At 48.9% G+C, this 25,618-nt stretch carries 20 protein-coding genes; 15 read left to right on the forward strand and 5 right to left on the reverse strand.

The window, feature by feature from the left end; genetic code table 11:
- Window positions 1–41: 41 nt before the first annotated feature.
- The gene (locus tag ACES2G_RS05060; RefSeq protein WP_374001478.1) at window positions 42–479 is read left to right on the forward strand and encodes a hypothetical protein; all 438 of its coding nucleotides are present in this window, start codon (window positions 42–44) and stop codon (window positions 477–479) included.
- 12 nt (window positions 480–491) lie between these two features.
- Here the strand turns inward: ACES2G_RS05060 and ACES2G_RS05065 are convergent, their stop codons facing one another.
- Both ACES2G_RS05065 and ACES2G_RS05070 read right to left on the reverse strand, forming a co-directional pair.
- The gene (locus ACES2G_RS05065; RefSeq protein WP_347356541.1) at window positions 492–1,163 is read right to left on the reverse strand and encodes an oxidoreductase; all 672 of its coding nucleotides are present in this window, start codon (window positions 1,161–1,163) and stop codon (window positions 492–494) included.
- Window positions 1,164–1,178: 15 nt separating this feature from the next.
- Complete coding sequence (locus tag ACES2G_RS05070; protein WP_374001479.1) at window positions 1,179–2,729, reverse strand: hypothetical protein; 1,551 nt, start codon at window positions 2,727–2,729, stop codon at window positions 1,179–1,181.
- Between the two features lie 163 nt (window positions 2,730–2,892).
- Here ACES2G_RS05070 and ACES2G_RS05075 point away from each other — a divergent pair, with 163 nt between their 5' ends.
- The 10 genes from ACES2G_RS05075 (at window position 2,893) to ACES2G_RS05120 (ending at window position 13,293) form a co-directional block, all read left to right on the forward strand.
- Window positions 2,893–4,524: a hypothetical protein gene (locus ACES2G_RS05075; RefSeq protein ID WP_374001480.1), complete on the forward strand. Its 1,632-nt coding sequence runs from the start codon at window positions 2,893–2,895 to the stop codon at window positions 4,522–4,524.
- 146 nt (window positions 4,525–4,670) lie between these two features.
- A complete protein-coding gene (locus ACES2G_RS05080; protein ID WP_347356535.1) occupies window positions 4,671–6,383 on the forward strand; it encodes a L,D-transpeptidase family protein in 1,713 nt (570 codons plus the stop codon).
- On the forward strand, window positions 6,383–7,231 hold the full coding sequence (locus tag ACES2G_RS05085) for a hypothetical protein (RefSeq protein WP_347356533.1): 849 nt from the start codon (window positions 6,383–6,385) through the stop codon (window positions 7,229–7,231). The genes ACES2G_RS05080 and ACES2G_RS05085 overlap by 1 nt, the downstream gene beginning before the upstream one ends.
- Before the next feature lie 64 nt (window positions 7,232–7,295).
- Window positions 7,296–7,886, forward strand: coding sequence for a hypothetical protein (locus ACES2G_RS05090; protein WP_347356531.1), 591 nt, complete (start codon window positions 7,296–7,298; stop codon window positions 7,884–7,886).
- A 134-nt stretch (window positions 7,887–8,020) separates the two neighbouring features.
- Window positions 8,021–8,329: a cell division protein ZapA gene (locus ACES2G_RS05095; protein WP_374001481.1), complete on the forward strand. Its 309-nt coding sequence runs from the start codon at window positions 8,021–8,023 to the stop codon at window positions 8,327–8,329.
- Between the two features lie 26 nt (window positions 8,330–8,355).
- Window positions 8,356–8,919 (forward strand): 5-formyltetrahydrofolate cyclo-ligase, encoded by a 564-nt coding sequence (locus ACES2G_RS05100; protein WP_374001482.1) that lies wholly within the window; start codon window positions 8,356–8,358, stop codon window positions 8,917–8,919.
- Window positions 8,920–8,926: 7 nt separating this feature from the next.
- Complete coding sequence (gene rny / locus ACES2G_RS05105) at window positions 8,927–10,492, forward strand: ribonuclease Y (RefSeq protein WP_347356527.1); 1,566 nt, start codon at window positions 8,927–8,929, stop codon at window positions 10,490–10,492.
- A gap of 2 nt (window positions 10,493–10,494) precedes the next feature.
- Complete coding sequence (gene tyrS / locus ACES2G_RS05110; RefSeq protein WP_347356526.1) at window positions 10,495–11,715, forward strand: tyrosine--tRNA ligase; 1,221 nt, start codon at window positions 10,495–10,497, stop codon at window positions 11,713–11,715.
- A gap of 56 nt (window positions 11,716–11,771) precedes the next feature.
- Complete coding sequence (locus ACES2G_RS05115) at window positions 11,772–12,422, forward strand: 2Fe-2S iron-sulfur cluster-binding protein (RefSeq protein WP_347356525.1); 651 nt, start codon at window positions 11,772–11,774, stop codon at window positions 12,420–12,422.
- Window positions 12,423–12,483: 61 nt separating this feature from the next.
- On the forward strand, window positions 12,484–13,293 hold the full coding sequence (locus ACES2G_RS05120; protein WP_347356523.1) for an alpha/beta hydrolase: 810 nt from the start codon (window positions 12,484–12,486) through the stop codon (window positions 13,291–13,293).
- A gap of 51 nt (window positions 13,294–13,344) precedes the next feature.
- Here the strand turns inward: ACES2G_RS05120 and ACES2G_RS05125 are convergent, their stop codons facing one another.
- The 3 genes from ACES2G_RS05125 to ACES2G_RS05135 form a co-directional block, all read right to left on the reverse strand.
- Window positions 13,345–13,671, reverse strand: a complete 327-nt coding sequence (locus ACES2G_RS05125) for an iron-sulfur cluster assembly accessory protein (protein ID WP_347356522.1) — start codon at window positions 13,669–13,671, stop codon at window positions 13,345–13,347.
- A gap of 104 nt (window positions 13,672–13,775) precedes the next feature.
- A complete protein-coding gene (locus tag ACES2G_RS05130) occupies window positions 13,776–14,969 on the reverse strand; it encodes a cysteine desulfurase family protein (RefSeq protein ID WP_347356520.1) in 1,194 nt (397 codons plus the stop codon).
- 69 nt (window positions 14,970–15,038) lie between these two features.
- The gene (locus ACES2G_RS05135) at window positions 15,039–16,565 is read right to left on the reverse strand and encodes a hypothetical protein (RefSeq protein WP_347356518.1); all 1,527 of its coding nucleotides are present in this window, start codon (window positions 16,563–16,565) and stop codon (window positions 15,039–15,041) included.
- Between the two features lie 184 nt (window positions 16,566–16,749).
- On the opposite strand from ACES2G_RS05135, the gene ACES2G_RS05140 reads away from it, so the two are divergent.
- The 4 genes from ACES2G_RS05140 to ACES2G_RS05155 all read left to right on the forward strand — a co-directional run bounded on the left by ACES2G_RS05140 (window position 16,750) and on the right by ACES2G_RS05155 (window position 25,617).
- On the forward strand, window positions 16,750–19,044 hold the full coding sequence (locus ACES2G_RS05140; protein WP_347356516.1) for a vitamin B12-dependent ribonucleotide reductase: 2,295 nt from the start codon (window positions 16,750–16,752) through the stop codon (window positions 19,042–19,044).
- 82 nt (window positions 19,045–19,126) lie between these two features.
- Entirely contained in the window at window positions 19,127–20,320 is a 1,194-nt protein-coding gene (locus ACES2G_RS05145) for a S1 RNA-binding domain-containing protein (protein WP_347356515.1), read from the forward strand.
- 207 nt (window positions 20,321–20,527) lie between these two features.
- Window positions 20,528–20,848 (forward strand): hypothetical protein, encoded by a 321-nt coding sequence (locus ACES2G_RS05150; protein WP_347356514.1) that lies wholly within the window; start codon window positions 20,528–20,530, stop codon window positions 20,846–20,848.
- 5 nt (window positions 20,849–20,853) lie between these two features.
- The gene (locus ACES2G_RS05155) at window positions 20,854–25,617 is read left to right on the forward strand and encodes a beta strand repeat-containing protein (protein WP_374001483.1); all 4,764 of its coding nucleotides are present in this window, start codon (window positions 20,854–20,856) and stop codon (window positions 25,615–25,617) included.
- Window position 25,618 lies beyond the last annotated feature (1 nt).

The following is a 25,618-nucleotide window of genomic DNA, read 5'->3' on the forward strand; positions in this document are numbered from 1 at the left end:
GCTATAAGGGAGCCTCGTAACTTTTTAAAGCGAGGTTCCTGATGAAACTATTTGTTGTTGCTCTTTCCCTTTTGGCTGCTCCAGCCTTTTCTCAAGCTCAAACTTGCTATCAAGCGACGGAGTCTGTTCCGTATGAAGTTCCAAGTATCATCTGCTTCTCTGAACTGAGTGTTACTGCTGATGACAAGAATATCGAAGTGATCAGTCAGAACGGATCAGCTCCAGGGGTTTTGTCTATTGTTAAAACCAGCCGTCATAATGAAGACAAACTGAACTTTGTAGCTCAGGCGACGATGATTGATGTTTGGGAAAGCGGCTGTGGATCTGGTTTGTCTGCAGTCTTGAACGTGGTGGGTCGCATTGAGTACGGAATGATCTATCCAGCAGGTCTGAAAGTTTCCGTGGATGTGGCAAGCATTCATGATACTTGCCATTCATCTGAACAGAAATACACAGTTCAATACGCTGAGATCAAATAGGTCTTTCAGGCCTTATTTTTGGTCAGCGATCCTTTGAATATGATCGGACTGATAGACATGGAATCCCGGGTGAAAATTCAAAGTGGCAATAGCCATCGCCCGGGCAATGTCTGTTGCTGAAATAGCACGATACTTTTTTAGTGGTCCAACCAGCAGGGCATTCAGAACCGGACTGATTTTTTGCGCAAACTCTTCACCACGTCGAACTTCCTTGCGGTCTCCCAGAATCAGGGATGGCTGAAAAATCTCAATCTGCGGAATCTTCAATCCACGCAAAGTGTCTTCCATTTCACCTTTAACCCGGTTGTAGAAGATGCCGGATTGAGAATCCGCACCTAATGCGGAAATCACCAACAGCTTTTGCGCGCCGACTTGTTCCGCCACTTTGGCAAACTTCACCACATAGTCGTAGTCCACTGTGCGGAATGCCTCTTGTGAACCCGCTTTTTTGATGGTGGTCCCCAGACAGCAGATGAAGACGCTGGCCTGCAAGACGTCCTGATGTCTTTCCAAGGACTCAAAATCCAGAATGATATTGTCAGTTTTAGGAGGAATGCGGCCCAAAGGACGTCGGGAGACGGCTTTGATGCTTTTGATTTCATCAATATGGGCTAAAAGCAGAAGGAGCTCGTGTCCCACGAGCCCCGTCACACCTGTCATACAGACATCAGTTGGGTAGATCATTGATCTCCAGTGGCACTACCTGTCGTTCGGATTGCCATTGTTGTTTTCAGTTCTGTAAGTCACTTTCGGTGGATTGTGTTTGCCGGAAGTTGCCAAGAATTCAGGAACTGAATCTCTGAAGTCTGCCAAACCACTTACACGAACCGCACCTTTTGTCGCAGCTTTATCCGGGTGTTTATAATCGATGAAGCGACCTTCGTCCACCAGGTAGTAACCTCTGAAGTTTGTTTTCGCTGCATCTTTTTCCCAGCCAGAGTCGATTTTGTAACGATCTCCAGATTCACCGGAAGCGGCAGATTTTCCAAAGTTCAGAGCTGCTGCGTTTGGATATTGATCCACATCATATGTACCTTGCTCGATCAGGTTTTGACCAGCAATAACTGGGATTGCCTTGTTGATGATTTCTTGTGCGTCAGCAGTCAAACCATTGCTTCTTTGTGCGCCATCAGTCAAAAGGATGTACTTCCATACCGCAGGTCTTTCAAAGTTGTGTGCATAGCGTGGCAGGGGAGTTACTTTCTTTTTGAAGACACCAGTGATTGTTTCCAACTCACGAGTGGACTCACGTGCGTAGACACGGTAGATGTCCGTGCCCGGCGCAAGGATGGAGCGCATGTAGGCGACGGCACGGTTTTCCAGGCGAGTACAGCCTGCAGAGCCCGGGTTGGCGAACAGATTCGCGAAGAAACCGCGAGTCAGTTCAATCGCAGCTGCTCCATCTTTACCCCAGCCGATGGTTCCGTGCATCCACTGGTAGTTCATTCCATTAACTTCATCAGCCGGGGTCACCTTTGCGGCGTACCAGCCAAAGGCACCGTGAATAGTGCTGTTACCTTTGGAATCTTTGGTCATCCATTTTCTGGATCCCAAAGTTTTAGTCACGCTATCAGTAATAGGATCTGGAATAGAGTTCAAAGAGTCACCGGCCTTGTACCAGTTGGGATAGTGCTTGAGGCCATCTTGATAGAACTTCACCCACTCAGAAATTTTTGCGTGCCCCAGCCAGGTTTTGAAGGCGTGAGGATCCGTTTTTGTACCCTCTTCAGGGCGACCCACTACCATGTCTGATTCCATCACAAGTTTGTGAGCGCAATTTGGCGTTTCTGTGCAGCGTTCGTAAATGCGGGTTTTTTCAGTTGCCACGTTTTGGATTACAAAGTACTTCGTTGCCGCTGTTACCAATGATTTTGTGCTGAGGTAGTCTTTGGAAACGAACAGTTCTGGAGCAACATCTGCATTCACAGAGGCGGAGCGGATGATTTTGATTTGTACAAGCGGAGTTGCTTCATTCAAGACATCCAGGATCTCGATTTCGTCATTAATAGACAATTTACCTACGATATTTCCTGTGGTCGCATTGCTACTTCTGACATTGAGCGCGTCAGCAGAGATGAAATAACGTCCACCGACTTGCAGCTGCGACTTTTGCACACCTTGAGACACGCTGGCAGAAGCAGCATTGGCTTCAACCGCTGAGATTTCCTGTGCCGTACTCAATAGAGGTGAACTGGCAATTAACATGCTCAAAACAGCTGAGCACAATCGACGGGAATTAAACTTTGTCATGTACGTCCTCCGATATTTCAATATCTATTAAACTTATGTCATTGACTCAAAACCTCTCAGCAAGAAGCGTGACAGGTGTTCTTGCTGGGGTATTTTCTATATGGCTGCTTTCAACCCGTCGAACAAATGGTCAAAGCGCCCATAAAGGGCACATGGAGGTTACATGACTAAGAAAAGGATTTTGTTGTTGGGCCTGTTGTTATTGCCGGCTTTTGCAGAAGCCCAAAGCAATTCAAGATGGCGTATCCTGAAGCCATCCTGGACGGTTACGGATGAACAGCGGTTTGGTGAATTTATCTCAGGAATTGGAGGCGCTGTCGAGCGCCGAGAGTGTGACAAAGTGGACACGTGCCTGCGCAGTGCTGCCAATCCTTACGCGGGGACAGATCCTGCCAGCCTTCGTCTTTTTGCAGACTGTGCGGATCTTCCATATTATCTACGCAGCTATTTTGCCTGGAAAAATGGACTTCCCATGTCGGTTGCCAGTGGGCTTGGGACTCGCCCTGGAAATACCAATAAGGACATTCGCTATTCGACCTTTGGTAACTATGTGACAAGTCGCTATGACATTATTCCCACTCGGACAAGCGCGCCGAATGCCGTCAGTCTGCTGAACAGTACACTTGTGGACATGACCTATTCGGCAACATTTCGTATGATTGGTTTAGAGGACACCGGGCGCTTTACTGACTTCTATCCCGTGAAGCTCAGTCGTGAAACAATTCGTCCGGGAACTGTGATTTATGATCCGAATGGACACGTGGCGGTTATCTATAAGATTACGGATGATGGTCGCATTTTCTATATCGACTCCCACCCGGACAATACGCTGACATCGGGGATGTACACGCCGAAATTTTCACGAAGTTATCCAGAGCACGGCGCGGGCTTTAAGAACTTCCGTCCTTTGGCCTTGCAAGGTGCCAGCAGGAATTCTGCTGGTGAATATTATGGTGGAAGGATTGTCGGTGCCTTGAACAGTCAACTGCCGGCCTTCAGTGTGGAGCAGTTCTATGGCAATAGTCCCGATCCGGCAGGAGTTTGGAATAAAGGCCAGTTCTTGTATCGTGGGGTGGCTTTCCCTTACTTTGACTATCTTCGTATCATGATGGCCAGTGGGGAACTGCGTATTGATCCGATCAAGGACATGCAGCAGGTCCTGGCGGATATCTGTATCAACTTGAAGGACCGTGTGGTCGCCGTAGAGCAGGCCCGCAAAGCGGGTGTTGATATGAAGCCTCATCCTGAGCGTTTGCCGACGAATATATACGGCACTACGGGAGAATGGGAGGACTATGCTTCGCCATCCCGGGATGCGCGTTTGAAAGTGTCATTCATGGATATCTTGAATCAGTCGCGCAATCTGATTCAGCGCCATCGCGCCGGAGATCCTGCGATCGTGTATTCGGGGGCGAATCTGGCGGCAGATCTTCTGGCCACTTACCAGCGTGAAGCGGCGGCTTGTCAGTTTACGTATATGAACTCCAGCGGTACACCCGTGACATTGAATCTTGAAGAGGGTCGTCAGCGCGTCTTTGCGATGAGCTTTGATCCGTACCATTGTGTCGAGCTGCGCTGGGGAGCTGCAACGCCTCAAGAGCTTTCATCTTGTCTGGATGATGAAAACAAGCGTCTTTGGTATGATCGTGAAAAATGGCTGCGCTATCAGTGGGAACGTCGTTATGATTCGCGCATGGACTATTCCCTGGATGAACTGACCGGGCCGAAGCCAGGGGCCGGGATTGCCCAGCCACCGGATGTGGATATTATTCGTTTGTTGAATTCGATGATGTGATCTAACAGGGGCTGAAAAGCCCCTGTCTCATTTTGAGACGAGCTGACAATTCGCGGCCCCTGTCTAGAAAACTTTTCCTGAAATCTGCCAGGACGAGATCTGGGGTGGCATTTAAATTGGATATAAGAAGTCTGGAGAGGTTTCTTATGTCTATGAAGAGTTGGGTTAAAAAATCGATCTATCTGAGCTGTGGCCTGAGTATTTTACTGTCATCCGGAGCCGGGGCGACGACGCCTGCGCAGATTGAGACTCAGTTGACCAGGCAGAGCCCTTCGCCACTGTTTAAAATTGGTGACTACTTCCTGCACCAGACCCCACTTCTGACTTTATATAAGCTTCGTGGCTTTCGTCCGATTTGGGTGACGGCTGATGGCAAGCTAACCCCAATGGCAATTAAGTTGAAAACTGTTTTGAAAACAGCTCATTTGCACGGGCTTAATGTTGCGGACTATTGGGATGCAACGCTAGAGAACTATTCTACAAGCCCCAAGCTTGCCAGCTTTTCTATTACTTTAGAGCTTATGATGACAGAGTCCCTGTTGCGTTACGTGGACCATTTGCAAAATGGTCGTTTGGACCCGCGTCAGGTGGATTCTGATATCAAGGTGGATCGCAAAGCCTTTAAGGACTTTGAAGTGCTTAAGAATACGTTGGAGGCTGCTGAATCCAAATCCGCAGAAGAACTGCGTGCGATGTTGGATAAGTTTTCCCCGCGTGGTGGAAACTATGCGGATTTGAAACAGCTCTTGGCTTATTTCCGTGGCATTGAAGATGCCAGAGAGTGGGCGGATATTAAAGCGCCAGCTGGAAAGTTTATGATGGGCTTTAAAGGTCCTCAGGTTGTCCAGTTGCGTTTGCGTTTGCTGTCACTGGGCTACCGGTTGAATGATTTTGAAAGCAATGTGTTCGACAGTGAAGTGGATGCAGCAGTACGCAAATTCCAAGAGTCCAGCAATTTGACCAGTGATGGGATCGTGGGGCCACAGGTGCTGCGGTTTATGAATGTTCCAGTGAGCGAACGTATTATGCAGATCGAAGCTAATATGGAGCGTCTGCGCTGGTTCCCAAGTGAAATGCCTACGCGCTATGTATATGTGAACATTGCGGCAGCAGAGTTCCGTCTTTATGACAATCATAAACGAGTGATGAAGTTTAGAGCGATTTCCGGACGTGAACACTGGCGCACGCCGATGCTTTACAATGACCGCGTGACTTTTGTTGAGCTAAATCCGGAGTGGGTTGTGCCTGACAGTATTGCGGCGACAAAGATTCCTATGATCAAGAGGAATTCTAATTACTTATCCCAAAAGGGTTTCAGTGTTCGTAAATGGGTGAAGGGATCATTGGTGGATGTTTCTGACAGTGAGCGTGCTAGTATTAACTGGGATCGTTTTGTCGGAAGGTATGTTCTGGTGCAAGAAGCGCGTACAGACAATGCCCTGGGTGTGGTGAAGTTTCCTTTAAGAAATGAATACTCCATCTATTTGCACTATACGGATAATAAGAACCTTTTCGATGATACCAGTCGTCAGTTGAGTTCGGGATGCGTTCGTTTGGAAGATCCATTCCAGTTTGCTGAGTATATCCTTGCTGGCAATACGACATCCATCAGCCCGACGGGCAGTAGCTGGACAAGCCCGGAAATGAAAAAGTTGGTTCCTGCTGACGAGAACGAGCGTCCGGACCCACGTTATCAGAAGATGCGTATTCCTCTGATCACTCCGGTTCCTGTGTTTTTGACTTATTATACTGTGGATAGAACTGATGATGCAGAACTGCGCTTCCTGCCGGATGTGTACGGTCAGGACAAGCGAATTGTGAACATGATCAAAGTGAAGTCTTCCGGGGAGTTGTTCTAATGAAACTATTTAAACGATTCGGAGCTTTTGCAGTTTATGCTTCCATACTGGTGAGTGCTTCCTGGGCGCAGGCGCAAAGCATGGGCTTTATGACAGTGAGCGGACAGGCGGCGCCTTCGCAGGTTTTCAAAAAGGTAAAAGTCGCGCAGTGTGTGCGCGGGCAAAGTGGTTCTTGCGGTAAGGCCGTCTTTTTCGACCTGAATGTTCGCCAGGAATTGCCTGCTGGGACATATCTGGTCGGGTTTGAGAATACTCTTTATCCGGGCTTAGTGACGGTTCAGGCGGGACAGAGCACGGTTCTGAATTTGGAGCGTCTGGATGTTCCTGCGATTGCAGGAGACAGGGTGGTTGTTTATCGCAACTTGTACTCCAAGACAGAGCAGGACAAATTTTTAGAGTCTTTCTTTTATAATAAGAAGTCCTTCTTCCGTTTGGAAAAAGGGAACTTTGGTGATCTTTACCTAACCGGCGCTTGGGAGAAGGATGCGATTCAGCGCCTTTCTTATGAGGGATGTCCGGCAAGACTATCTGAGAAAGCCAAAGAGGAGCTGCCTATTGCAGACGCAGAAAGAATCATTGGCGTTGATAATCTATGCAATGTCCTTAGAGACGCCACAAATCCTCAGGACTTGGCCGGACTTTTTGATTTTAGCAACGATAAGAACGGTAGGATTGTTCAGAAATGGGTCTCAGCGCCAGGGATTAAGATGGCAATCACCCACGACCGTTATCTTGTGGCGACCCCGACCAGACCTGGCTCTTATGTGATGGTTTTCCCGGGTTCGTACACAGTGCAGGCCCTGGGGAAAGATGCCAAAGCGGGCGTCTCAGTCCAAGTCGGAATGTAGACTTGAACCCGGCCTTTCTTGGTTTTTCATTGAACCCCGGTGGGCTTTTCACTACCCTAAGTACATGTTCAAGAACGTACTGGGTTTGTTTTTAGTATTGGGGCCGCTATCTGTGGCGGCTCAAGGCGTGAAGCCTATTTCTGTTTCGTATGAAAATCTCATGCGCTGTTTCCCTGAGTTTCAAGATGAAAAGTTGTCATTTAAGGTGGATCTCAATCGCCTTAAGGACATCGCCGACGAGAAATTTGTGACCTCCCAATCGCAGCTGCGTCAAAGGAAGATCCATTATCTGGATGCAGAAAAGCAGGCAATGAATCTGATTCTGCGCACCAAGTTTTCAGGGGCGAAGAAGGTCCAGACAGAGCTGATCCTGCAGCAGGTCGATGATAAGGGAGTCGTGACTGACATTAAGCTGACCGAGAATCAGCGCATTGACCCTAAGCAGGATACGATCAACAACTTCCTGCTGAATTCTGTGATCAAAGCAGACGAATACTCCTATAATGACACGAAGCTTAATGGAGCCTCTGCGTCCTATATGCGCAACTTCAAGGATGTTGTGGAGTACGAGCTCAACGACAGTCTGGGTAAGCGAAGCATCGTTTGTGAAAATCAGAAGAATCTCGGCATTATATGCACCTGTTCTAAAAAATAAATCTGTTGAATATCGACCTTTTAGGGATATAATTTTGGGAGTGTTGATCTAGGATTTTTCTAGAGTTTTAAAAGGTTTAGGCATTTTTACTGGCCGGTTTAGGCCCCATAGATTCTGCAGCTGTTGAGGTGCTAGTGACATCTGAGAAAAAAACCTACAATTTTCTAATTGCGGGTGTCCCTTACAAATTAAAAACCTCTCACGACGATGCGACTGTTGAGGAGCTCGTTGAATTTGTAAACAACAGGATGAATCAGGCCATGTCGATCACAAAGAATGGCTCTTTCCAGAATGCGGCCGTACTCACGGCGATGAATCTTGCCGAAGAACTTATTCTGTTGAAACGTAAAGCGCACCGCGAGTTGGAAAAACTTGAGGAAAGAGCTTTGCAGCTTTCAATGGATCTAGAAAATTCCAAGAGCAACAAGGTTTTGAACAACTGACTTTGTTTTGATTTCTTGGAGTATCCATGTCTGTTTCTTGGAGCTCTAAAAAGGACTGTCGTTCCTTCTTTAAATCTCTTTGCGCTCAAGAGTTTGCGCAAGGTCTTGTTCAACATCAAAAGCAGCTCAACGTTCACTTGCAGGATTTTTTGAAATCCCAAGTGGGGGTTTGGGGAGCCTATCGGGCATTGCCGGAAGAGGCGCAAGTCGAGGAAGTGTTTCACATTCCGCACTTGCGATGGGTCTTTCCGAAAATGCACGAGGGGCATTTGGAATTCTTTGAGACCCGGGATTTTGCCCTGGGACCCTATGGAGTCTGGGAACCTCAGCCTGGCTCTTCACAAAGATTCCTTCCCGAGATTTCGGGACTGCTTATTCCCGGTTTGGTTTTTAATAAGAATGGCAATCGTCTGGGTAAAGGTAAGGGGTTTTATGATAAGACCCTTCAGACCTACCAGGGGATCAAGGTTGGAATTTGTTTTGATTTTCAGATCGCAGCAGATCCGCTTCCTACCGAGCCTCATGATGTGGTGATGGATTATCTTGTCACAGAATCAGGCTGGGTCGATTGCAAGAAGTATCAGGAGTGAATGAATCATGGAGATTTTAATCAGCGGCATCCTTGGCCTGCTTATTGGTGGAATTGTTATTTTTGTTATCAAGCGCATGCAGGACAATAATAAAAAGAAATCCGCACGTTTTGAGGCAGAGCGTATCGTCAACAAAGCCAACTCTGAAGCTGCCAAGCTTAAGAAGGATTCCGAAAATAAAGCCAAGGATTTTGAGTCCCGCGCCCGTAAAAATGTCGAGCAGGATATCCATAAACAAAAATCCACATTGAAGAACAAAGAAGCCCAGTTGGACCGTCGTTTGAAAGAAATCGAAGATCAGTTCAAACAAAAGATGGAAGAAAACGAAAGATATCTGAATTCTTTGAAGGATCGCGAAGAAAAAGTGGCGATCTCTGAAAACCGCATCAAAGATCTTGAGAAAAAAGGCGAACAGCACGCGGTTGAATTGAAGAACAAGCTAGAGTCTGTGGCAGCAATGAGCCAGGACGAAGCCCGCCGTCAGTTGCTGACAGCTTTGGAAGATGAAGCCAAGCAGGAAGCCGCTAAAAAGATTTCGCAAATTGAAGCTGAAGCTCAAAAAGAATCCGAAGTTAAATCCAAGCGCATCCTGGCAACCGCTTTGGCGCGTTTTGCTTCTGAATACACGTCTGAAAGAACCGTCAGTGTTCTGGCTCTGCCAAACGACGAGATGAAGGGTAAAATCATCGGTCGTGAAGGCCGTAACATCCGTACTTTGGAAGCGCACTGTGGTGTGGATCTGATCGTGGATGACACGCCAGAGGCCGTGGTTATCTCTGGCTTCGATCCGGTTCGCCGTGAGCTGGCTCGTCGTACAATTGAAAAATTGATGGAAGACGGTCGTGTGCATCCGGCACGTATTGAAGAAGTCGCGGAAAAGCAACGTAACGAGTTGATGAAGTCCATCAAAGAAGAAGGCGAACGCCACGTGATGGAATTGGGTATTCCAAACATGCACCCGGAACTGATCAAGATCATCGGTGGTTTGAAATATCGTTCATATCAGGGCCAAAACGCTTTGAATCAGTCTTTGGAAGTGGCAACGATTGCCGGTCTTCTGGCGGCTGAACTGGGTGTCAGCGTGAAGCTGGCTCGCAGAGCAGGTCTTTTGCACAATATCGGTAAAGCGATCGATCACACTGTTGAAGGCAGCTATGCTTTCGTGGGTGCTGAGGCGGCGAAGAAGTACAACGAATCTGAAGATGTGTGCCACGCGATCCGTGCTCACAATGAAGAAGAAAAGCCGCATTCGATCCTGGCTTGGATTATTCATGCGGCCTACACTTTGTCTGTTTCCCGTCCAGGTGCTCGTCGTCCACAGATGGATTCCTTCATCCATCGCTTGGAAGACCTTGAAAGCATCGGTAACAGCTTCGACGGCGTTTTGAAAACATTGGCTTTGCAGGCAGGTAAAGACATCCGTGTCCTGGTTGAATCTGCAAAAGTGACAGACGACCACGCTGTGATGTTGTCTCGCGATATCGCTCGTAAGATCGAGCGCGAAGTGCCACAAGCTGGCCAGGTCAAAGTCACTGTCGTTCGTGAAACCAGATCTGTCGAGCACGCGAGATAATCATGTTTTTAGATCCTAAAGAGCAGTTAGAAAGAATCAAGTTCGGTGTCGCTGAGTTTATCAGCGACGAGGACATGCTTAAGAAACTGAAGCGTTCCAAAGAAACCAACAAGCCTTTGAATATCAAACTGGGCGCAGATCCGACTCGTCCGGATATTCATATTGGCCACACCGTGGTGATCAATAAGCTGAAAACTTTCCAGGATCTGGGGCACAAAGTTTCCTTCCTGATCGGGGACTTTACCGCGATGATCGGGGACCCGTCCGGAAAAAACACGACTCGTCCAATGCTGACTCGTGAAGAGATCGAGCAAAACGGTCTGACTTATGCCAAACAGATCTTCAAGATTCTGGATCCGGAAAAGACCGAGATCGTTTACAACTCTTCCTGGATCATGAAAATGAATCCGGCAGAGTTTATCACAATGACTTCCAAATACACGGTGGCTCAGATGTTAGAGCGCGAGGACTTCACCAAGCGTTATAAGTCTGGAACTCCGATTGGTATTCATGAGTTTATCTATCCACTGACGCAAGGTTATGACTCTGTGGCCTTGAAAACAGATGTCGAGCTGGGCGGAACGGATCAGAAGTTCAATCTTTTGGTTGGCCGTGCAATGCAGGGCTCTTACGGTCAGGAACCGCAGTGTGTGCTGACGATGCCGATTTTGGAAGGTATCGATGGCGTGAATAAGATGTCCAAATCCTTGGATAATTATATCTCTGTTATTGATTCTCCGAAGGACATGTTCGGTAAGACCATGAGGGTTTCTGACGAGCTGATGTACCGCTGGTACGAGCTTTTGACGGATATCACAGGCAATCAGTTGGCTCAGTTGAAGGTTGATGTGGCCGAAGGGCGCAAGCATCCTAGAACTGTGAAAGTGGAGCTGGCGAAATTCCTGATCAAACGTTTCCATTCACAAGCCGAAGCGCAAGCGGCGGAAGATGAATTCAACCGCATCTTTGTCGACAAAGGTCTGCCGGATGAAGTTCCTGACTTTGAAGTTCCCGCAGAAGCTCAAGTGGGCTTTGTCGCGTTACTGGTCAAAGCGGGCATGGCAGCATCCAACAGTGAAGCCGGTCGTTTGATCCAAGGTGGCGGCGTGCAGATCGACGGGGAAAAGGTTTCGGACCCTCGTTTGAAAATGGATCTGATTGCTGGCAAAAGCTTTGTGGTTAAAGCCGGTAAAAAGAAGTTCGTTAAAATTGTAGTTAAGTAATTTTTCGGGGCCATGCTGAATGGTCCTGAACTAGTTTGTTTCAAAGGATCTTGGTTATGAAAATCAAATTTTTCCCTCAGAATATCGAAGTCGAAGGAACTCCCAATAAGAGCCTTTTGCAGATTGCGACGGAAAATAAGATTGAGATCCGCTCTATCTGTAAAGGTGTTCCTTCCTGTGCCGAATGCCGTGTGCGCATCAAAGAGGGGGAATCCAATATTCTTCCTCCGAATAAGGCGGAATTGAATTTGATCGGAACCAGCCACTTTATTGATGGTCGCCGTTTGAGCTGTCAGGTTCACTGCTATGGTGACGTGACAGTGGATTTGACCGAACAAGTGGAGCGTATTGAAAACCAGACTAAAAAGATCCGCGGATTCCGTGCAAACAAACACATCGAATCCAAGGCTGTGAACGATACGATGCTATTGACCGAAAAGCCGGAAGATAAGCCAACCCAGGACAAGGTCCAGGCGCAGCCACAGCAACAGGGTGAAGAAAAACGCCCTCAGCAGCAGCACCAACAGCAAAAACAGCAGCAGCAAAACAGGCAAAAGCAACAACAGCAGAATCAGCAAAAGGCACAGTCTGGTAAGAACCAAAACCAGAATCAGGGGCCTCGTCAGCGGCAGCAGCCCAAGAATCAAGGCCAGCCAAAACCTCAGCAACAACAGAACCAGCAGCAGGACCGCAAGCCGCAGAAATAGTCTGCGGTCTGGACCCAAGTTCAGTATCCTGTAAACAGATCTTTACCGATACGTTTCAAGGATGTCACACAAGATCACTTTCCGGGAACGGGGACAGGGACCACTGCTAATACTTCTTCATGGTTATGGAGGAAGTGTTCATCATTGGGACGCTATCGCCGAAACTTTGTCGCAGACCTATCGGGTGGTTGTACCAAATCTAAGTCACATTTACATGAGCAGCGATAAGCTGTTTTTTTCCGTGCAGATCGAAGTGCTGGCGCGTTTTATTCAGGGAAATTTCCCGAATCAGCGTGTGCATGTGGCGGGACTGAGCTATGGCGGCGCTTTGTGCTGGGGGCTGGCGACCCATCATCCGCATCTGGTGAAGAAAACGGTGTTGATCAATCCGATGGTGACGGACCCGATTCGTCATTTCCTGCCTAAAGAACTGAAATTCTTTTTCTCCATTCCGCTGAATTTGAAAAGTGTCTATGTGATGCTTTCAACTCCGATGGGTCGCAGCTTTTTGAAACGATCCGCGCAGATTTTCCGTGATGAGCGCAGCGAAGGGGCCGTGTCGGTTGAAACTTTGAAAGGCCGCAAGCTTCAGTTTGTCGCGCACATGATTCATCATTTTTCGTGGATTCTTCGCTCTGAAGATTGGGCTTATTGGCACACCAGGCTGTACACGTACCGCGGCGATTGTCGTTTGATCTATGATCAACAGGATCTGCTGTTCAATCAGGAAGCCTATCGTCAGTTTGCCCGTCATATTGGTTGTGAAGATATCGTAGCGTTGACTGGAGCCGGTCATCTGGCGATTAAAAATCAGCCGGAAGAAGTCGCTCGGCTGATCCGGGAATTTATCAATACAGCCGTTGCTGCATAAAAAAAGAGAGCTTGGAAAGCCCTCTTTTGATTCTTACTTTAAAATCCGAAATTAAACGTTGAAGCTTGAACCGCAACCGCAATGTTTGTTGGCATTGGGATTGTTAAAGACAAAACCTTTGCCGTTAAGGCCTCCGGAATATTCCAGAGTCATACCCAACAGGTAAAGCATACTTTGAGAATCAACGGCTACTTTTTGACCGTTGGCTTCAAAGAACTTGTCTCCATCACGAGTCACAGTGTCGAAGTCCATTTTATAAGACAGGCCGGAGCATCCACCTTTTTTGACCTCAACGCGCAGAAAAGCGGCTTCTTCTTTGCCTTCTTCTTTTTTTAGCGTCGCAAGTTTTTGTGCGGCTTCTTGTGAAATGTTGATCATGACGAACTCCTTTAACTGCAATACGATTTAGTATAACACAGCTGTCAAGGGGTTGGGAGGCTTGATATAAACCTCCGGTTGATATGTGTAAGATATTGTAAATACTAAATATTTACGGCTTTTTTAAGGATTTGGGCGGCTTTGGTGAGTTCTTCTTGAGTTGTCCAGCGTCCCAGGCTTAAGCGCAAAGAGCATTGAACTTCTTCCGCAGAAAGACCCAAGCCCAGCAAGACATGGCTGATGACCATGGCACCCGTGCCGCATGCGGAGCCGGTGCTGACACCCAGCTTTTGCAGGCGCGGCAGGATCTGCTCTGTTTTAATTCCTGGCAAAGTGATGTTCAAGTTCGCTGGGGATCGTTCCGAGGGATGGCCGTTAAGGCGAACTCCGGGAATGGCCTCTTGAAGTTGTTGCCACAGGAAGTTGCGAAGCTCGGTCATGTGTTGAGTTTCTTCGGTTAGATTCTGCTGACAGATTTCACAAGCCACTCCAAATCCGACAATGGCAGGAACATTCACTGTACCAGAACGCAAACCACGTTCCTGGCCACCACCATAGATCAGCGGATTGAGCTGCACTTTGGGATCTTTGCCGCGGATGTAAAGAGCACCCACGCCTTTAGGTCCATAAATTTTATGTCCCGAGAAAGACATCAAATCAATGCCCATTTCGGTCACATTCACCGGGATTTTTCCTGCGGCTTGGGTCGCGTCGGTATGCAGATAAATCTGATGCTCTCGTGCAATTTTGGCGATTTCCGGAATCGGGTTGATAGAGCCAATTTCGTTATTCACCCAGATAAAGCTCATCAGTTTGGTATGAGGTTTGATGGCTTTTTTAATTGTTTCAAGCTCAACCTGTCCGTATTTGTTGACCGGAAGGAAATCAACTTCCACGCCCTGTTTTTGAACGGCGGCCATGGCTTTCATAATCGAGCTGTGTTCAATCTGGCTGGTGATAAAATGAATCGGAGCCGTGGGGTTTTCTTCGCGAAGCTTGGAAAGCAAGCCGAAGATCACCCAGTTATTGGATTCAGTTGCGCCGCCGGTGAAAGTGATTTCCAACGGACGTGCGCCGATCAGATTGGCAACTTGAGTACGGGCTTTGCCGATGGCATTTTCAGCCACCCAGCCCCAGTGATGGCCTGCGCTGGCCGGATTGCCGTAAAGTTCTTTGAAGTAAGGCTCCATGCTTGCAAAGACCCGCGGGTCCACAGGAGTCGTGGCATTGTAATCCAGATAAATAGCGCTGTCTTGTTGCAAGGTAGTTCCCATCGGACGTTCTGAGCTCAATTCCATATGTCCTAAGAGCTAAACCTTGCGCGGGTGCGGGGTCAATAAAAAACCAGGAAAGTGCGCCTTGGCGCCTTATACGGGGACCTTTTCTTTTAGTTTTTCCTCAAAAAGCTGGATTTTTTCATTCAGAAAGTTCTGAGCCCGGTATTTGTCCAAATCCTGAATTTCAGCTTTGAGAATATGCAAATTGGACACGCCCTGACTTTGCAGTCGTTGCTTTTGCACATTGAAGAACTTGCTGCCTCGGGGAGTGTACAGAACATATTTATTGTTCTTAGGAAGGTAGATATAGACATTGAATTCCACGGCGACATCACCGGCAAGTTCATTCAGGTGAATGCTGGCCATTTCTTCGTCAGCCGAGGCGCCGGTGGCAATCTTTACGTCGGCGCAGGGGAAGAAGGCCATCGCCACTTCGTGCCCTTCATGCACGGACTTGCGCAAAAATTCTGCTTGTGCCAGAGCCCAGTCCTCAAAGGGAACTTCTTTGATTTTTAATTGCATCGGATCGCTGTCTTCGATGTGTTCGCCGTTTTCTTTCAAAAAGCGGAACAACCTTTCTCGTATTTTGTTGATGAAGCTGTCATCGATCTTGCGATCTTTTCCCATGGCGGTGATCAGATAGCCTGAAAAACGCGGGGATTCGACAACGATACAAGAGGTGTTGGTTGAATCCTCAATAGCTTCGGCCTCAGCGAATGAGGTTTTAAGGCAGGATTTGTCCAAGGCATCTTTGGTCCCGCGCAAAATGATGGAATCTTGTTTGGTCGCGGCCGGGTTTGCTTCAATCTGTTCAGGCGTGGTGCGATCCTTTTTCTTTTTGCGCCCTTCCAATGGAGCCCACGAGGCGCCATTGTTGTTGCGATGGGAGCCACCAGTGCTGGAATCAAAAGAGGGATCGTCGGCAGGGGATTGCTGGCGGGCCCATTCCGGTCCGAGCCCATTGTTACCACCAGAATAATGAGGCGCTGTAGATGAAGCATTGCCAGTCATCATCCCATTCATAGAGTTTCTGCCAGCGCCATTGATCATACCGCCAATAGGGTTGCCGGCAGTTCCGGTGGCCATGGCGCTCATCTCGTCGCCGCTAAGAAGTTGTTGCAAAATACTGTGGGCGCTCGAGACATCCCCTCCAGCGCCTTGGCCTTTGATGGAAATAACGCCATCGGTCCCTTCTGTCGGGACGGTACTGCGGTTGAACCCTCCGGAGCTTTCACGGGTTTGCTGATCTTTGTAGTATTTGTTCACGGTGCGTTCTACGGCTGGACCCGTGACCGGTGGATAGAGAAGGTATTCGGTATTGCAATTGTTCAGCAAGGTGAATGACGCTGCAGAGCTGCTTTCGGCAAAAGCGATCACACAGACGGGAAATGCCTGGGTTAGAATTTTGGGAAGGTTGCGCACCTTGCGGTTGGGATGGTCAATGCTGACCATGACAAACTGGGGCTGTTCCTGCACGAGGAAGATGAGTGCTTCCTTAAGGTTGGTGGTGGACTTTATGTTCCAATCACGGTTGCGCAAGAAGCCTTCTACGGTACCAAGACTTGTAGAGTTGGCCTTAATAATGAGGAGCTTCTTTTTGACGGTCTCTTGACTCATTCCCCACCCCTGTGTTGATCTTTTCTTAACGGCTTGCTAACAGCCCTAAACAAGCGTCGAGGATTAAAGACAAGTCATGTTGCAAAGGCTTAACGTAGTCCCCGCCCTTGGGCTGTGGGGATTTCGAACATGTGTGAGGGGCTTCTTGCTTGGCTGTCATGAAAAGTCCCTCTAGACTGTAATCATGAAAACCAAAACACTGCACAGTCCGTCTTACTTTGTGGCCGCCGGAAAGAATCCGGAGAATCTATTTTCCTGGAAACGAGTTCACTGTGAAATTCGCAATCGCAAAGGGGAAACCTTCTTTGAGATGAAGAATGTGGAAGCGCCTGAGGGCTGGTCGCAGTTGGCAATTGATATTGCCGCCAGCAAATACTTCCGCAAAGTCGGTGTGCCCGGGACAAAGCATGAAACCTCAGTCCGCCAGATGGTGGATCGGGTGGTGAAGGCGATTGTTGCTTCGGCCATGAAGCAGGGGGGCTATTTCAGCTCGCGCAAAGAAGCCGAGGTTTTTGGCAAAGAGCTGAAATATATCCTGCTGTCCCAGCGTGGAGCCTTTAACAGTCCGGTCTGGTTTAATGCCGGATTGTGGGAGGCTTACAAAGCCAATTCTCCGAGTGAGCACTTTGCCTGGGATGAAAAGAAGAAAGTCATCCAGCCGACCAAGAATGCCTATGAACGTCCTCAATGCTCGGCGTGTTTTATTCAAAGTGTGGACGACAGCATCGAAGGCATTTTCGACCTGGCAAAGACAGAAGCGAAGTTGTTTAAATATGGCTCTGGAACAGGCACAAACTTTTCCAGAATTCGCAGCAAGTATGAGGCTACGGGGTCGGGTGGTAAAAGTTCCGGCCTGATTTCCTTCTTGGAAGTTTTGGATCGGGGAGCCGGCGCAATTAAGTCCGGGGGAACCACAAGACGTGCTGCCAAAATGGTAGTGGTTGATATTGATCATCCGGAGGTTCTGGAGTTCATCGACTGGAAAATGCAGGAAGAGCGTAAAGCTCACTTGCTGATTGCCGCAGGTTTGAGTGCTGACTTTGAAGGTGAAGCTTACAGAACTGTTTCGGGGCAGAATGCCAATAACTCTGTTCGTGTCAGTGATGCTTTCATGAAGGCCGTGAAGGAAGACCGCCCGTGGAAGCTGAAGGCGCGCATCACAGGAAAATCTTTACGGGAGATTCCGGCGGCCGAAGTCTGGGGGCGAATCACCAAAGCCGCATGGGTGTGTGCTGATCCTGGCATTCAATTTCATAACACCATCAACAAGTGGCACACGTGCCCTAAGACGGACACCATATATTCCAGCAATCCTTGCTCGGAATATATGTTCCTGGATGATTCTGCCTGCAACCTGGCCTCTGTGAATTTGGCCAGGTTCCTGACGGACTCGGGTGACTTTGATTTTGAAGCCTTCATTCATACTGCCCGCACTTTGTTTGTGGCGCAGGAAATTCTGGTGGATTACTCCAGCTATCCGACCCAGAAGATTGCACAGAATTCGCATGACTATCGTCCGTTGGGATTGGGCTTTGCCAATCTGGGATCTCTTTTGATGAGAAAAGGCATTCCCTATGACAGTGAAGAGGGGCGGGCTTGGGCCGGGGCGCTGACGTCGTTGATGACCGGCGTGGCCTATCTGACCAGTTCCGAGATGGCGCGGGCCAAAGGACCTTTTGATGGATTCCGTCGCAATCGTGCCAGCATGCTCAAGGTTATGAAGATGCACGAACGGGCCATCAGCAAAGTGACTTGGCGTCTGTTGCCTTCCGGAGTGGATAAGGCCGTTAAAAATCTTTGGAAAGGTGTCTTATACAACGGCATCAAGCATGGGTATCGAAACGCCCAAGCCACCGTGATTGCTCCGACGGGAACGATTGGTCTTTTGATGGATTGTGATACGACAGGAATTGAGCCGGATTTTTCTTTGATTAAGTTTAAAAAACTTGTCGGCGGCGGCGAAATCCAGATCGTCAATCAGTCCGTGGACACCGCACTGAAAGCCCTGGACTATCCGGAGCCAGAACGCCAGGCCATTGTAAAGTACATTGAGGAAAACAACTCCGTCGTGGGGGCCCCGCACCTGCGTGCAGAGGATATTCCGGTCTTTGACTGTGCGACAGCCCCGGCGGGTCATCGCGTCCTGTCCCCGGAAAGTCATGTTCTGATGATGGCTGCAGTGCAGCCATTTATCAGCGGAGCCATTTCCAAAACGGTCAATATGCCAAGTACAGCCAGCGAAGATGATATCAGCCGTATCTATTTCCTGGCCTGGGAGCTGGGGGTAAAAGCGGTTGCTGTTTATCGTGATGGCAGCAAGCAGAGTCAGCCTTTAAACCTGAAGGAAAAGCCCAAAGCTGTGGAAGAGGTTTCGGTTCCTAACTTCACGATGAAGTGCCCGGAGTGCGGCAGTGACACAGTGCTTACCAGTGGTTGTTACCGATGCCCTAACTGCGGAACTACGGTTGGCTGTTCCTAAGCTTGGCTTTGTGCGGCGGTGCTGGTCAAAGCCTTGAGCTGCCTTTATTCTCTACTTCCTCTTTAAACTTAAGGACTGCTTTATGTCTAAAAAAGATATTTTTGGTGATGATGTTCCTGCAACAAAAGACTTTGCTTCTTTTGAAGAGCTTTTTGCTCAATCTGAAAAAGGTTTGAAAACTCGTTTGAGTGTTGGTGATCAAGTGCATGGTGAGATTCTTTCCATCGGGAAAGAAGAGGCCTTTGTTTCCACGGGTACACCTACTGACGGTATGATCCTGACCAAGGATCTTCTGGATGAAAACAAGGAAGTAAAATACAAAGTCGGCGATTATATCGACTGTGTTGTTACTTCCATCAAGGGTGGTGAAGTTCGTCTGGCGAAAAAAGGTTCTTTGAATGCCTCCACGGATTCATTGGAAGATGCCTTCGATATGGAACTTCCAGTTGAAGGTCGCGTGACTGAAACTTGTAACGGCGGTTTCCGCGTAAGCATCCAGGGTAAAACGGCGTTCTGTCCGATCAGTCAGATCGACAGTCGCTTTGTTCAGGATGCCAATGAATATGTAGGTAAGAAATTTGACTTCATGATCACACAGTTGGATCCGAAAGGCCGCAACATCGTTGTGTCCCGTCGTAAGGTGTTGGATCTGCAAAAAGCTGAAAACGAAGGCACGTTCATGCTGAAACATCAGCCGGGTGCTTTGCTTGAAGGTAAGATCATGCGTCTGGAAAAGTTCGGTGCGTTTGTGGAACTGGAAGCCGGTATTGAAGGCCTGATCCACGTTTCTGAACTTTCCTGGTCTCGCGTTCACGATCCAAAAGAGGTTGTGATGGCGGGGCAACCGGTGACGGTAAAACTTCTGAAGATGGAAGAAATCGACGGAAGATTGAAAATCTCTTTGTCTTTGAAACAGGCTGATGGTGCTGGCAATCCTTGGATGACGGTTCCTCAGAAATTCCCAGTGGGCACAGTGGTGCAGGGGAAAGTTGAAAAGAAAGAGACCTATGGTCTGTTCGTAAACATCGCTCCAGGTGTGACCGGTCTTCTGCCGCGCTCTAAATGGCGTGATTCTGTTGAGGCCGCTCAATACGAAAACAAAAAGCGCGGTGACGATGTGACTGTTCAGGTGGATCAAATCCTATTTGAAGAAAAGAAGATCTCTTTGGGCTTGCCGGGCGAGGCTGAAGACATGAGCTGGAAGTCTCACTCGACAGCGGCATCTGGTTTGGGTGCTATGGCCGATGCTCTTAAAGGGCTGAATCTTAAAAAATAGTCTGTCATAGGTTCGTTTCAAATATCATTCTTGAAGAAGGGGTTCCCAGGGGAACCCCTTTTCTATTAGTCCGAACGGGTGATCTCGTTACAGTTTTAGGGTATTCAGGTCCCTTTTGTTTTGGACGAAACATTAATTAAAAATGGGCTTCAATACGTCGCTATATTGGACTTTAGAGTTCTTCTGGGCGCTCCGAAAGATTTATATATGATTATCTTTTCAGGGACGTTGTCATTCGAAGATAGATTAGTGCGTGGGCTGGGTATCACAGCCTGCCTAGCGGCCTTGATTCTCTTGGAAGGCTGCTCGATGGAAGCGAGCATTGATTCCATAACAAAAGAAGTCACAGCGGTTTTTTCAAAAGCATCCGTCACGGAAGTAACATCGGGAAGCAGTCAAAACTCCTACACGACCCGTGGTTATAAAATCCAGGCCTCCGTCAGCTATCAGGACTCCAGACCCGAAGGCAAGACCTCGCGGGGCAATAAGGTTTACACGAATATTCAAGGCACGATCTTTAAGGAATGAGGTCTATGAAAACACCTTGTACGTTGCTTGCGAAATCACTTCTCGTACTTTTGGCTCTGCCTTCGATTGCAGGGGCTGGTGCAGTTATCACTTATCATGGTCGCTTGTTGAATGCCCAGGATCGACCGCTGGAGGCCAGCAACGTTACCTTCAGAATCCAAATCTTCAGTCCTAATCCCACGAAGTGTCTACTGTACGAAGAAAGTCGTTCGATCGACATGACCAACTCGCAAGGGGTGTTTGCAATTCCAATTGGCGATGGCGAAGGCTCTCGAACGGGAACTGATCCAGGCCTGCCTATTGAAAAAGTTTTTGCCAATAACGGGGTGACGATTCCAAATCTGTCCTGTAACTCGATGACCTCCTATACATCACAGGCATTGGACCAGCGTCAGATGGTGGTGTCGTATGACGATCACACGGGCTACGGCTGGGACACTTTGCCGGTGATGGGTTTGAATTATGTACCTTCGGCGGTGAATGCTCACGACGCCCAAAACCTTGGTGGCGTTGCCGCAAAATCGGTTTTACGGGTTGTAGATCCGGCGCCGGGTGCACCAGCTTTCAATGCCGCTCCCTTAAGTCCTGCCAGCTTCACTGAATTGATTTCTGTGATCAGTGGAACAAGCTCTCAATACGAAAAAACTGGGCAATTGAATGGTATTAGTGTTCCTGCTTTGACCAATGGTCAGGTACTGGGCTGGACAGGTGGAAGCTGGTCGGCCATCACGCCGATGACTTCCTATACAGAAACCGATCCGTCTGTGAAAGGTTTTGCCAAAACGGATCTTCCGACGTGTCCTGCGAACTCGTTCTTACAGAATAATGGTTCTGGTCAATTGGTTTGTACCGCCATCTCGGGTGCTAACGGCGGAACCGTCAGCAGTGTTGCTGCAGGAGTGGGACTTAAAACAGATCAGGCAGCCAACGCAGCGATTACTGGTACGGGTTCTTTGTCCGTGGATGTGGGAACAGGCGCAAATCAGATTGTGCAACTGGATGGCACAGGGAAGCTTCCTTTGATCGATGGTTCTCAATTGAGCAATGTCACGGCATCAGCTCTTTCAAATACAGCAAGTATTAATACATCCGGAAATATTTCGACAACGGGTTCACTCTCTGCAGCTCAAGTAACAGCAAGTGGTGATATCGTATCCACCAATGGAAATATCCAGACAAATAAATCCCTCACAGCGAAGGAGGGGCTGTTCCTTTACGATGCCAAGACACCGACGCCGGGTTCTGTAGGATTGAAGGCTCCACTGGATGTTCCGACGAACTATGTTTTGACGTTGCCTGCAAATCAGGGAACGAACGGACAGGTTTTGGGAATGAGTGCAACCACCGGACAGTTGACATGGGTCAACCCAAGTACAGGATCGGTGACCAGTGTCACCGCAGATGCGCCGCTAACCGTTGATAGTGCCAATGCTGCCAGCCCGAAAGTGGCCATCGCGAAAGCAGATGCCACCCATGATGGATACTTGTCTCAGACGGACTGGAGTGCCTTTAACAGCAAACAAAATGCAGGAAATTATATCACCGCTTTAACTGGTGATGTGACGTCGGGACTATATACCTTGGGCTCTATGGCAACCACGGTCGCCAAAATCCAAGGGCAGAACGTGGACGCGACGGTTCCGACGGCTGATGGGCAGGCGTTGTTGTGGGACAGTGGTCGCTGGAAAGCTGGATACATTACTGCGGAAGACGTCAAAAATAGCTCGGGACTGACGATGTTCCCGGGCTCCGTGTGCACGGCGAATCAGGCGATGAGCTGGTCAGCAGTGACGGATGCTTTCAGTTGCCAGCCGATTGGTTCATTAAGCGCTTCTGCAGTCACGGCAGGAACATTTGCCGTGGGTCGATTGGGAACAGGGACTGCTGATGCCAGCAAATACCTGAGTGGTGATGGAACCTGGCAGACTTTAAATACCGCAGATGCGACGAAGTTGCCACTGGCTGGTGGCACGATGACCGGCCATATTGACATGGGAACTAAAAACATCACCAATGCCGCAAGTGTTGAGGTGGGCGTGGTTTCTACCAACACGGTGAAACTTACGGCAACCAGTCCTGTGACTCCGGATGTGGGCAGTGTTTGGTATGAAGGTGGCGTACTGAAATATCAAAATGGTTCCGGCACACAAATTTTGGGTGTTGCGGGAAGTGGTATTCAGAGCATCAATGGCGCGACGAGCAACGCTCAACTTTTAAGACCACTTTCAACTGCGACCTCGTATGGGTTTACCACCGCAGCCGGCACACACACTTTGGATATTCCTTTGGCCTCTGGTGCAGGTGTGACGGCGGGGGTTATTTCCAATACGCAATTTAGCACTTTCAATAATAAGCAAGACGCCTTGGGCTTCACACCGGTGAATAAAGCGGGCGATATAATGAGTGGCGATCTGACATTCGCTACGGGTAAGGGAACTTTCTATTCCGGCACAAGTGCCAATACCGTGACCTTGATGGGACCTAATGCTGCGATTGGAACAAGTTACGTTCTGCGTTTGCCAACTTCCCAAGGGGCTAACAATCAGGTGATGATCAACAATGGTTCCGGGGCTCTTTCCTGGGCTAATTTAAGCACCGTGGCCACTTCGGGCACGGTGAATGATAGCAATTGGTCCGGCACGCAGCTTTCTGTTGCCAATGGTGGTACTGGCGCGACGACTCTGACTGCTAAAGGTGTATTATACGGCAATGGTACGGGCGCAATTCAAGCGACGGCGGCAGGAACTCAGTATCAGGTTCTGCAGGCCGGAGCAGCCGGGACTCCAACATTTGGTGCTGTGAATCTGGCACAATCCGCGGCGGTAACGGGAGTTTTACCAGTGGCGAACGGGGGCACGAATTCTTCGACAGCCTTGACCAATAATAAAGTCATGATTTCTTCCGCTGGAAAAATCGTGGAAAGTGCAGCTTTGACAGACGGTCAGATTTTGATTGGTTCCACGGCGGGGGCACCAACGCCTGCAACACTGACAGCGGGGACGGGAATTAGTATTTCCAATGGAGCCAACTCCATCAATATTTCCGCAACAGGTGCTGCACCGACAGGAGCGGCGGGTGGAGACTTAAGTGGCAATTATCCCAATCCAACGATAGGCAAAATCAATGGCACTGCTGTCGCAGGTGCAACAGCAACCGGTGGTGTGGCTGGTGATGCCAACAAGGTGCCTCTGTTGGGTGCGTCGGGCTTGTTGCCGATAGCTATGATGCCAAATTTGACCGTCGCCAAAGGTGGTACGGGTTTGACGGCAGGAACCTCGGGTGGCATTCCGTACTTTAATAGCGCTTCGACAATGGCGTCTTCCGGTGTGTTGACATCCAATGGTGTGGTGCTGGGTGGAGGCGCAGGAGCAGCTCCGACATCTACAGCGGCGGGCACGGCAAATCAAGTGCTGCGAGTCCCCGCCGGTGGGGGTGCGCCTTTATTTGGGCAGATAGATCTTTCGCAAACGGCAGCAGTCACAGGAGCTTTGGCCATCGCCAACGGCGGTACCGGAGCAACAACTCAAGTCGGTGCGCAAACAGCTTTGGGTATTGGAACGGCGGGAACTAAAAATACCGGGGCCGTGTCTGGCAATGTTCCCTTGGTCGGCGTTTCCGGTATTACGGCCAATAAGATGTGTACGTCCGATGGAACCAGTTCAATCATTTGTAATACGAATATTCCAAGTTCTCAGTGGGTGACCACGGGAAGTGACATCTACTACAACAGCGGGAACGTGGGGGTAGGGACGGCAAGTCCACAAAGAAAACTTCACGTCAGTGGTGGAGGAATTCAACTGAGCAATCCTACGGTTGGCGACGGTTTGAATGATGGATTTTTGATTGATTATAGCTCGAATGATGTTGTTTTCAGTAATCGTAAGGTTGGTGGAAGCTTGCGATTTGGAACTAATGGCTTTTCAGACAAGCTCACGATAACTGGCGCGGGTAACGTTGGGGTGGGGACGACCTCACCGACAACAAAATTAGAGGTCTCAGGAACTGTCAAAGCCACTGCGTTCCAAGGTGATGGATCCGAACTGACAGGAGTTTCTGCTGCCCCTGCAGGTTCCGATACTCAGATTCAGTTTAACAATTCCAGCGCTATGGCCGGACACGCAGGGTTGACTTATAATTCAACCTCAAAGGTGGTTTATGTGGGCACGGCAATGAGACCGGTTGGTATACTGGGTGGCGGTGGTGGCGGTGTTTCTGCTCCGAATTTCTACTGGGGCGATGGTACAAATCATTGGATCATGAGCTCATCTAGTGCGAGTAACGCAATGTCTATTAGTAAATGTGCAGATTCTTCATGCAGTTCGTGGTCGCCGGGCTCTGGTTTGAGCGTTACCGCTGCGGGAAGTACGGGGATCGGTACGGTAGGACCAACAGAAAAACTGGAAGTTACCGGAAGCATTCGGGCTACTGGCGGTCAGATCTATTCAAATATTCAGACATCTGTTGCGGGTTCACCTTTGACATTCAATTCGAACTTGGGGAACTCCGTTGTCTGGGATGCAGGAACGACAGCCAATCCAGTGGTGAATATTCATAATATGAAACCGGGTGGATCCTACATGGTCGTTGTGAAGGGCACAGGCACGGGCAGTGTTACCCTGAATTGTTATTCAGATGCGGGTAGTACAATGCTGGCGGGCTCTTTCGTGCCCGTGAACTCGGATCGCATTCCGGGAACTTTGAATAAGACAGTTTATAACTTGATCAGCGATGGAACCAACTGTCTGGTCAGCTGGATTACCGGATACTAAC

Source organism: Bdellovibrio bacteriovorus (assembly GCF_041888015.1).
Classification (GTDB): Bacteria; Bdellovibrionota; Bdellovibrionia; order Bdellovibrionales; family Bdellovibrionaceae; genus Bdellovibrio.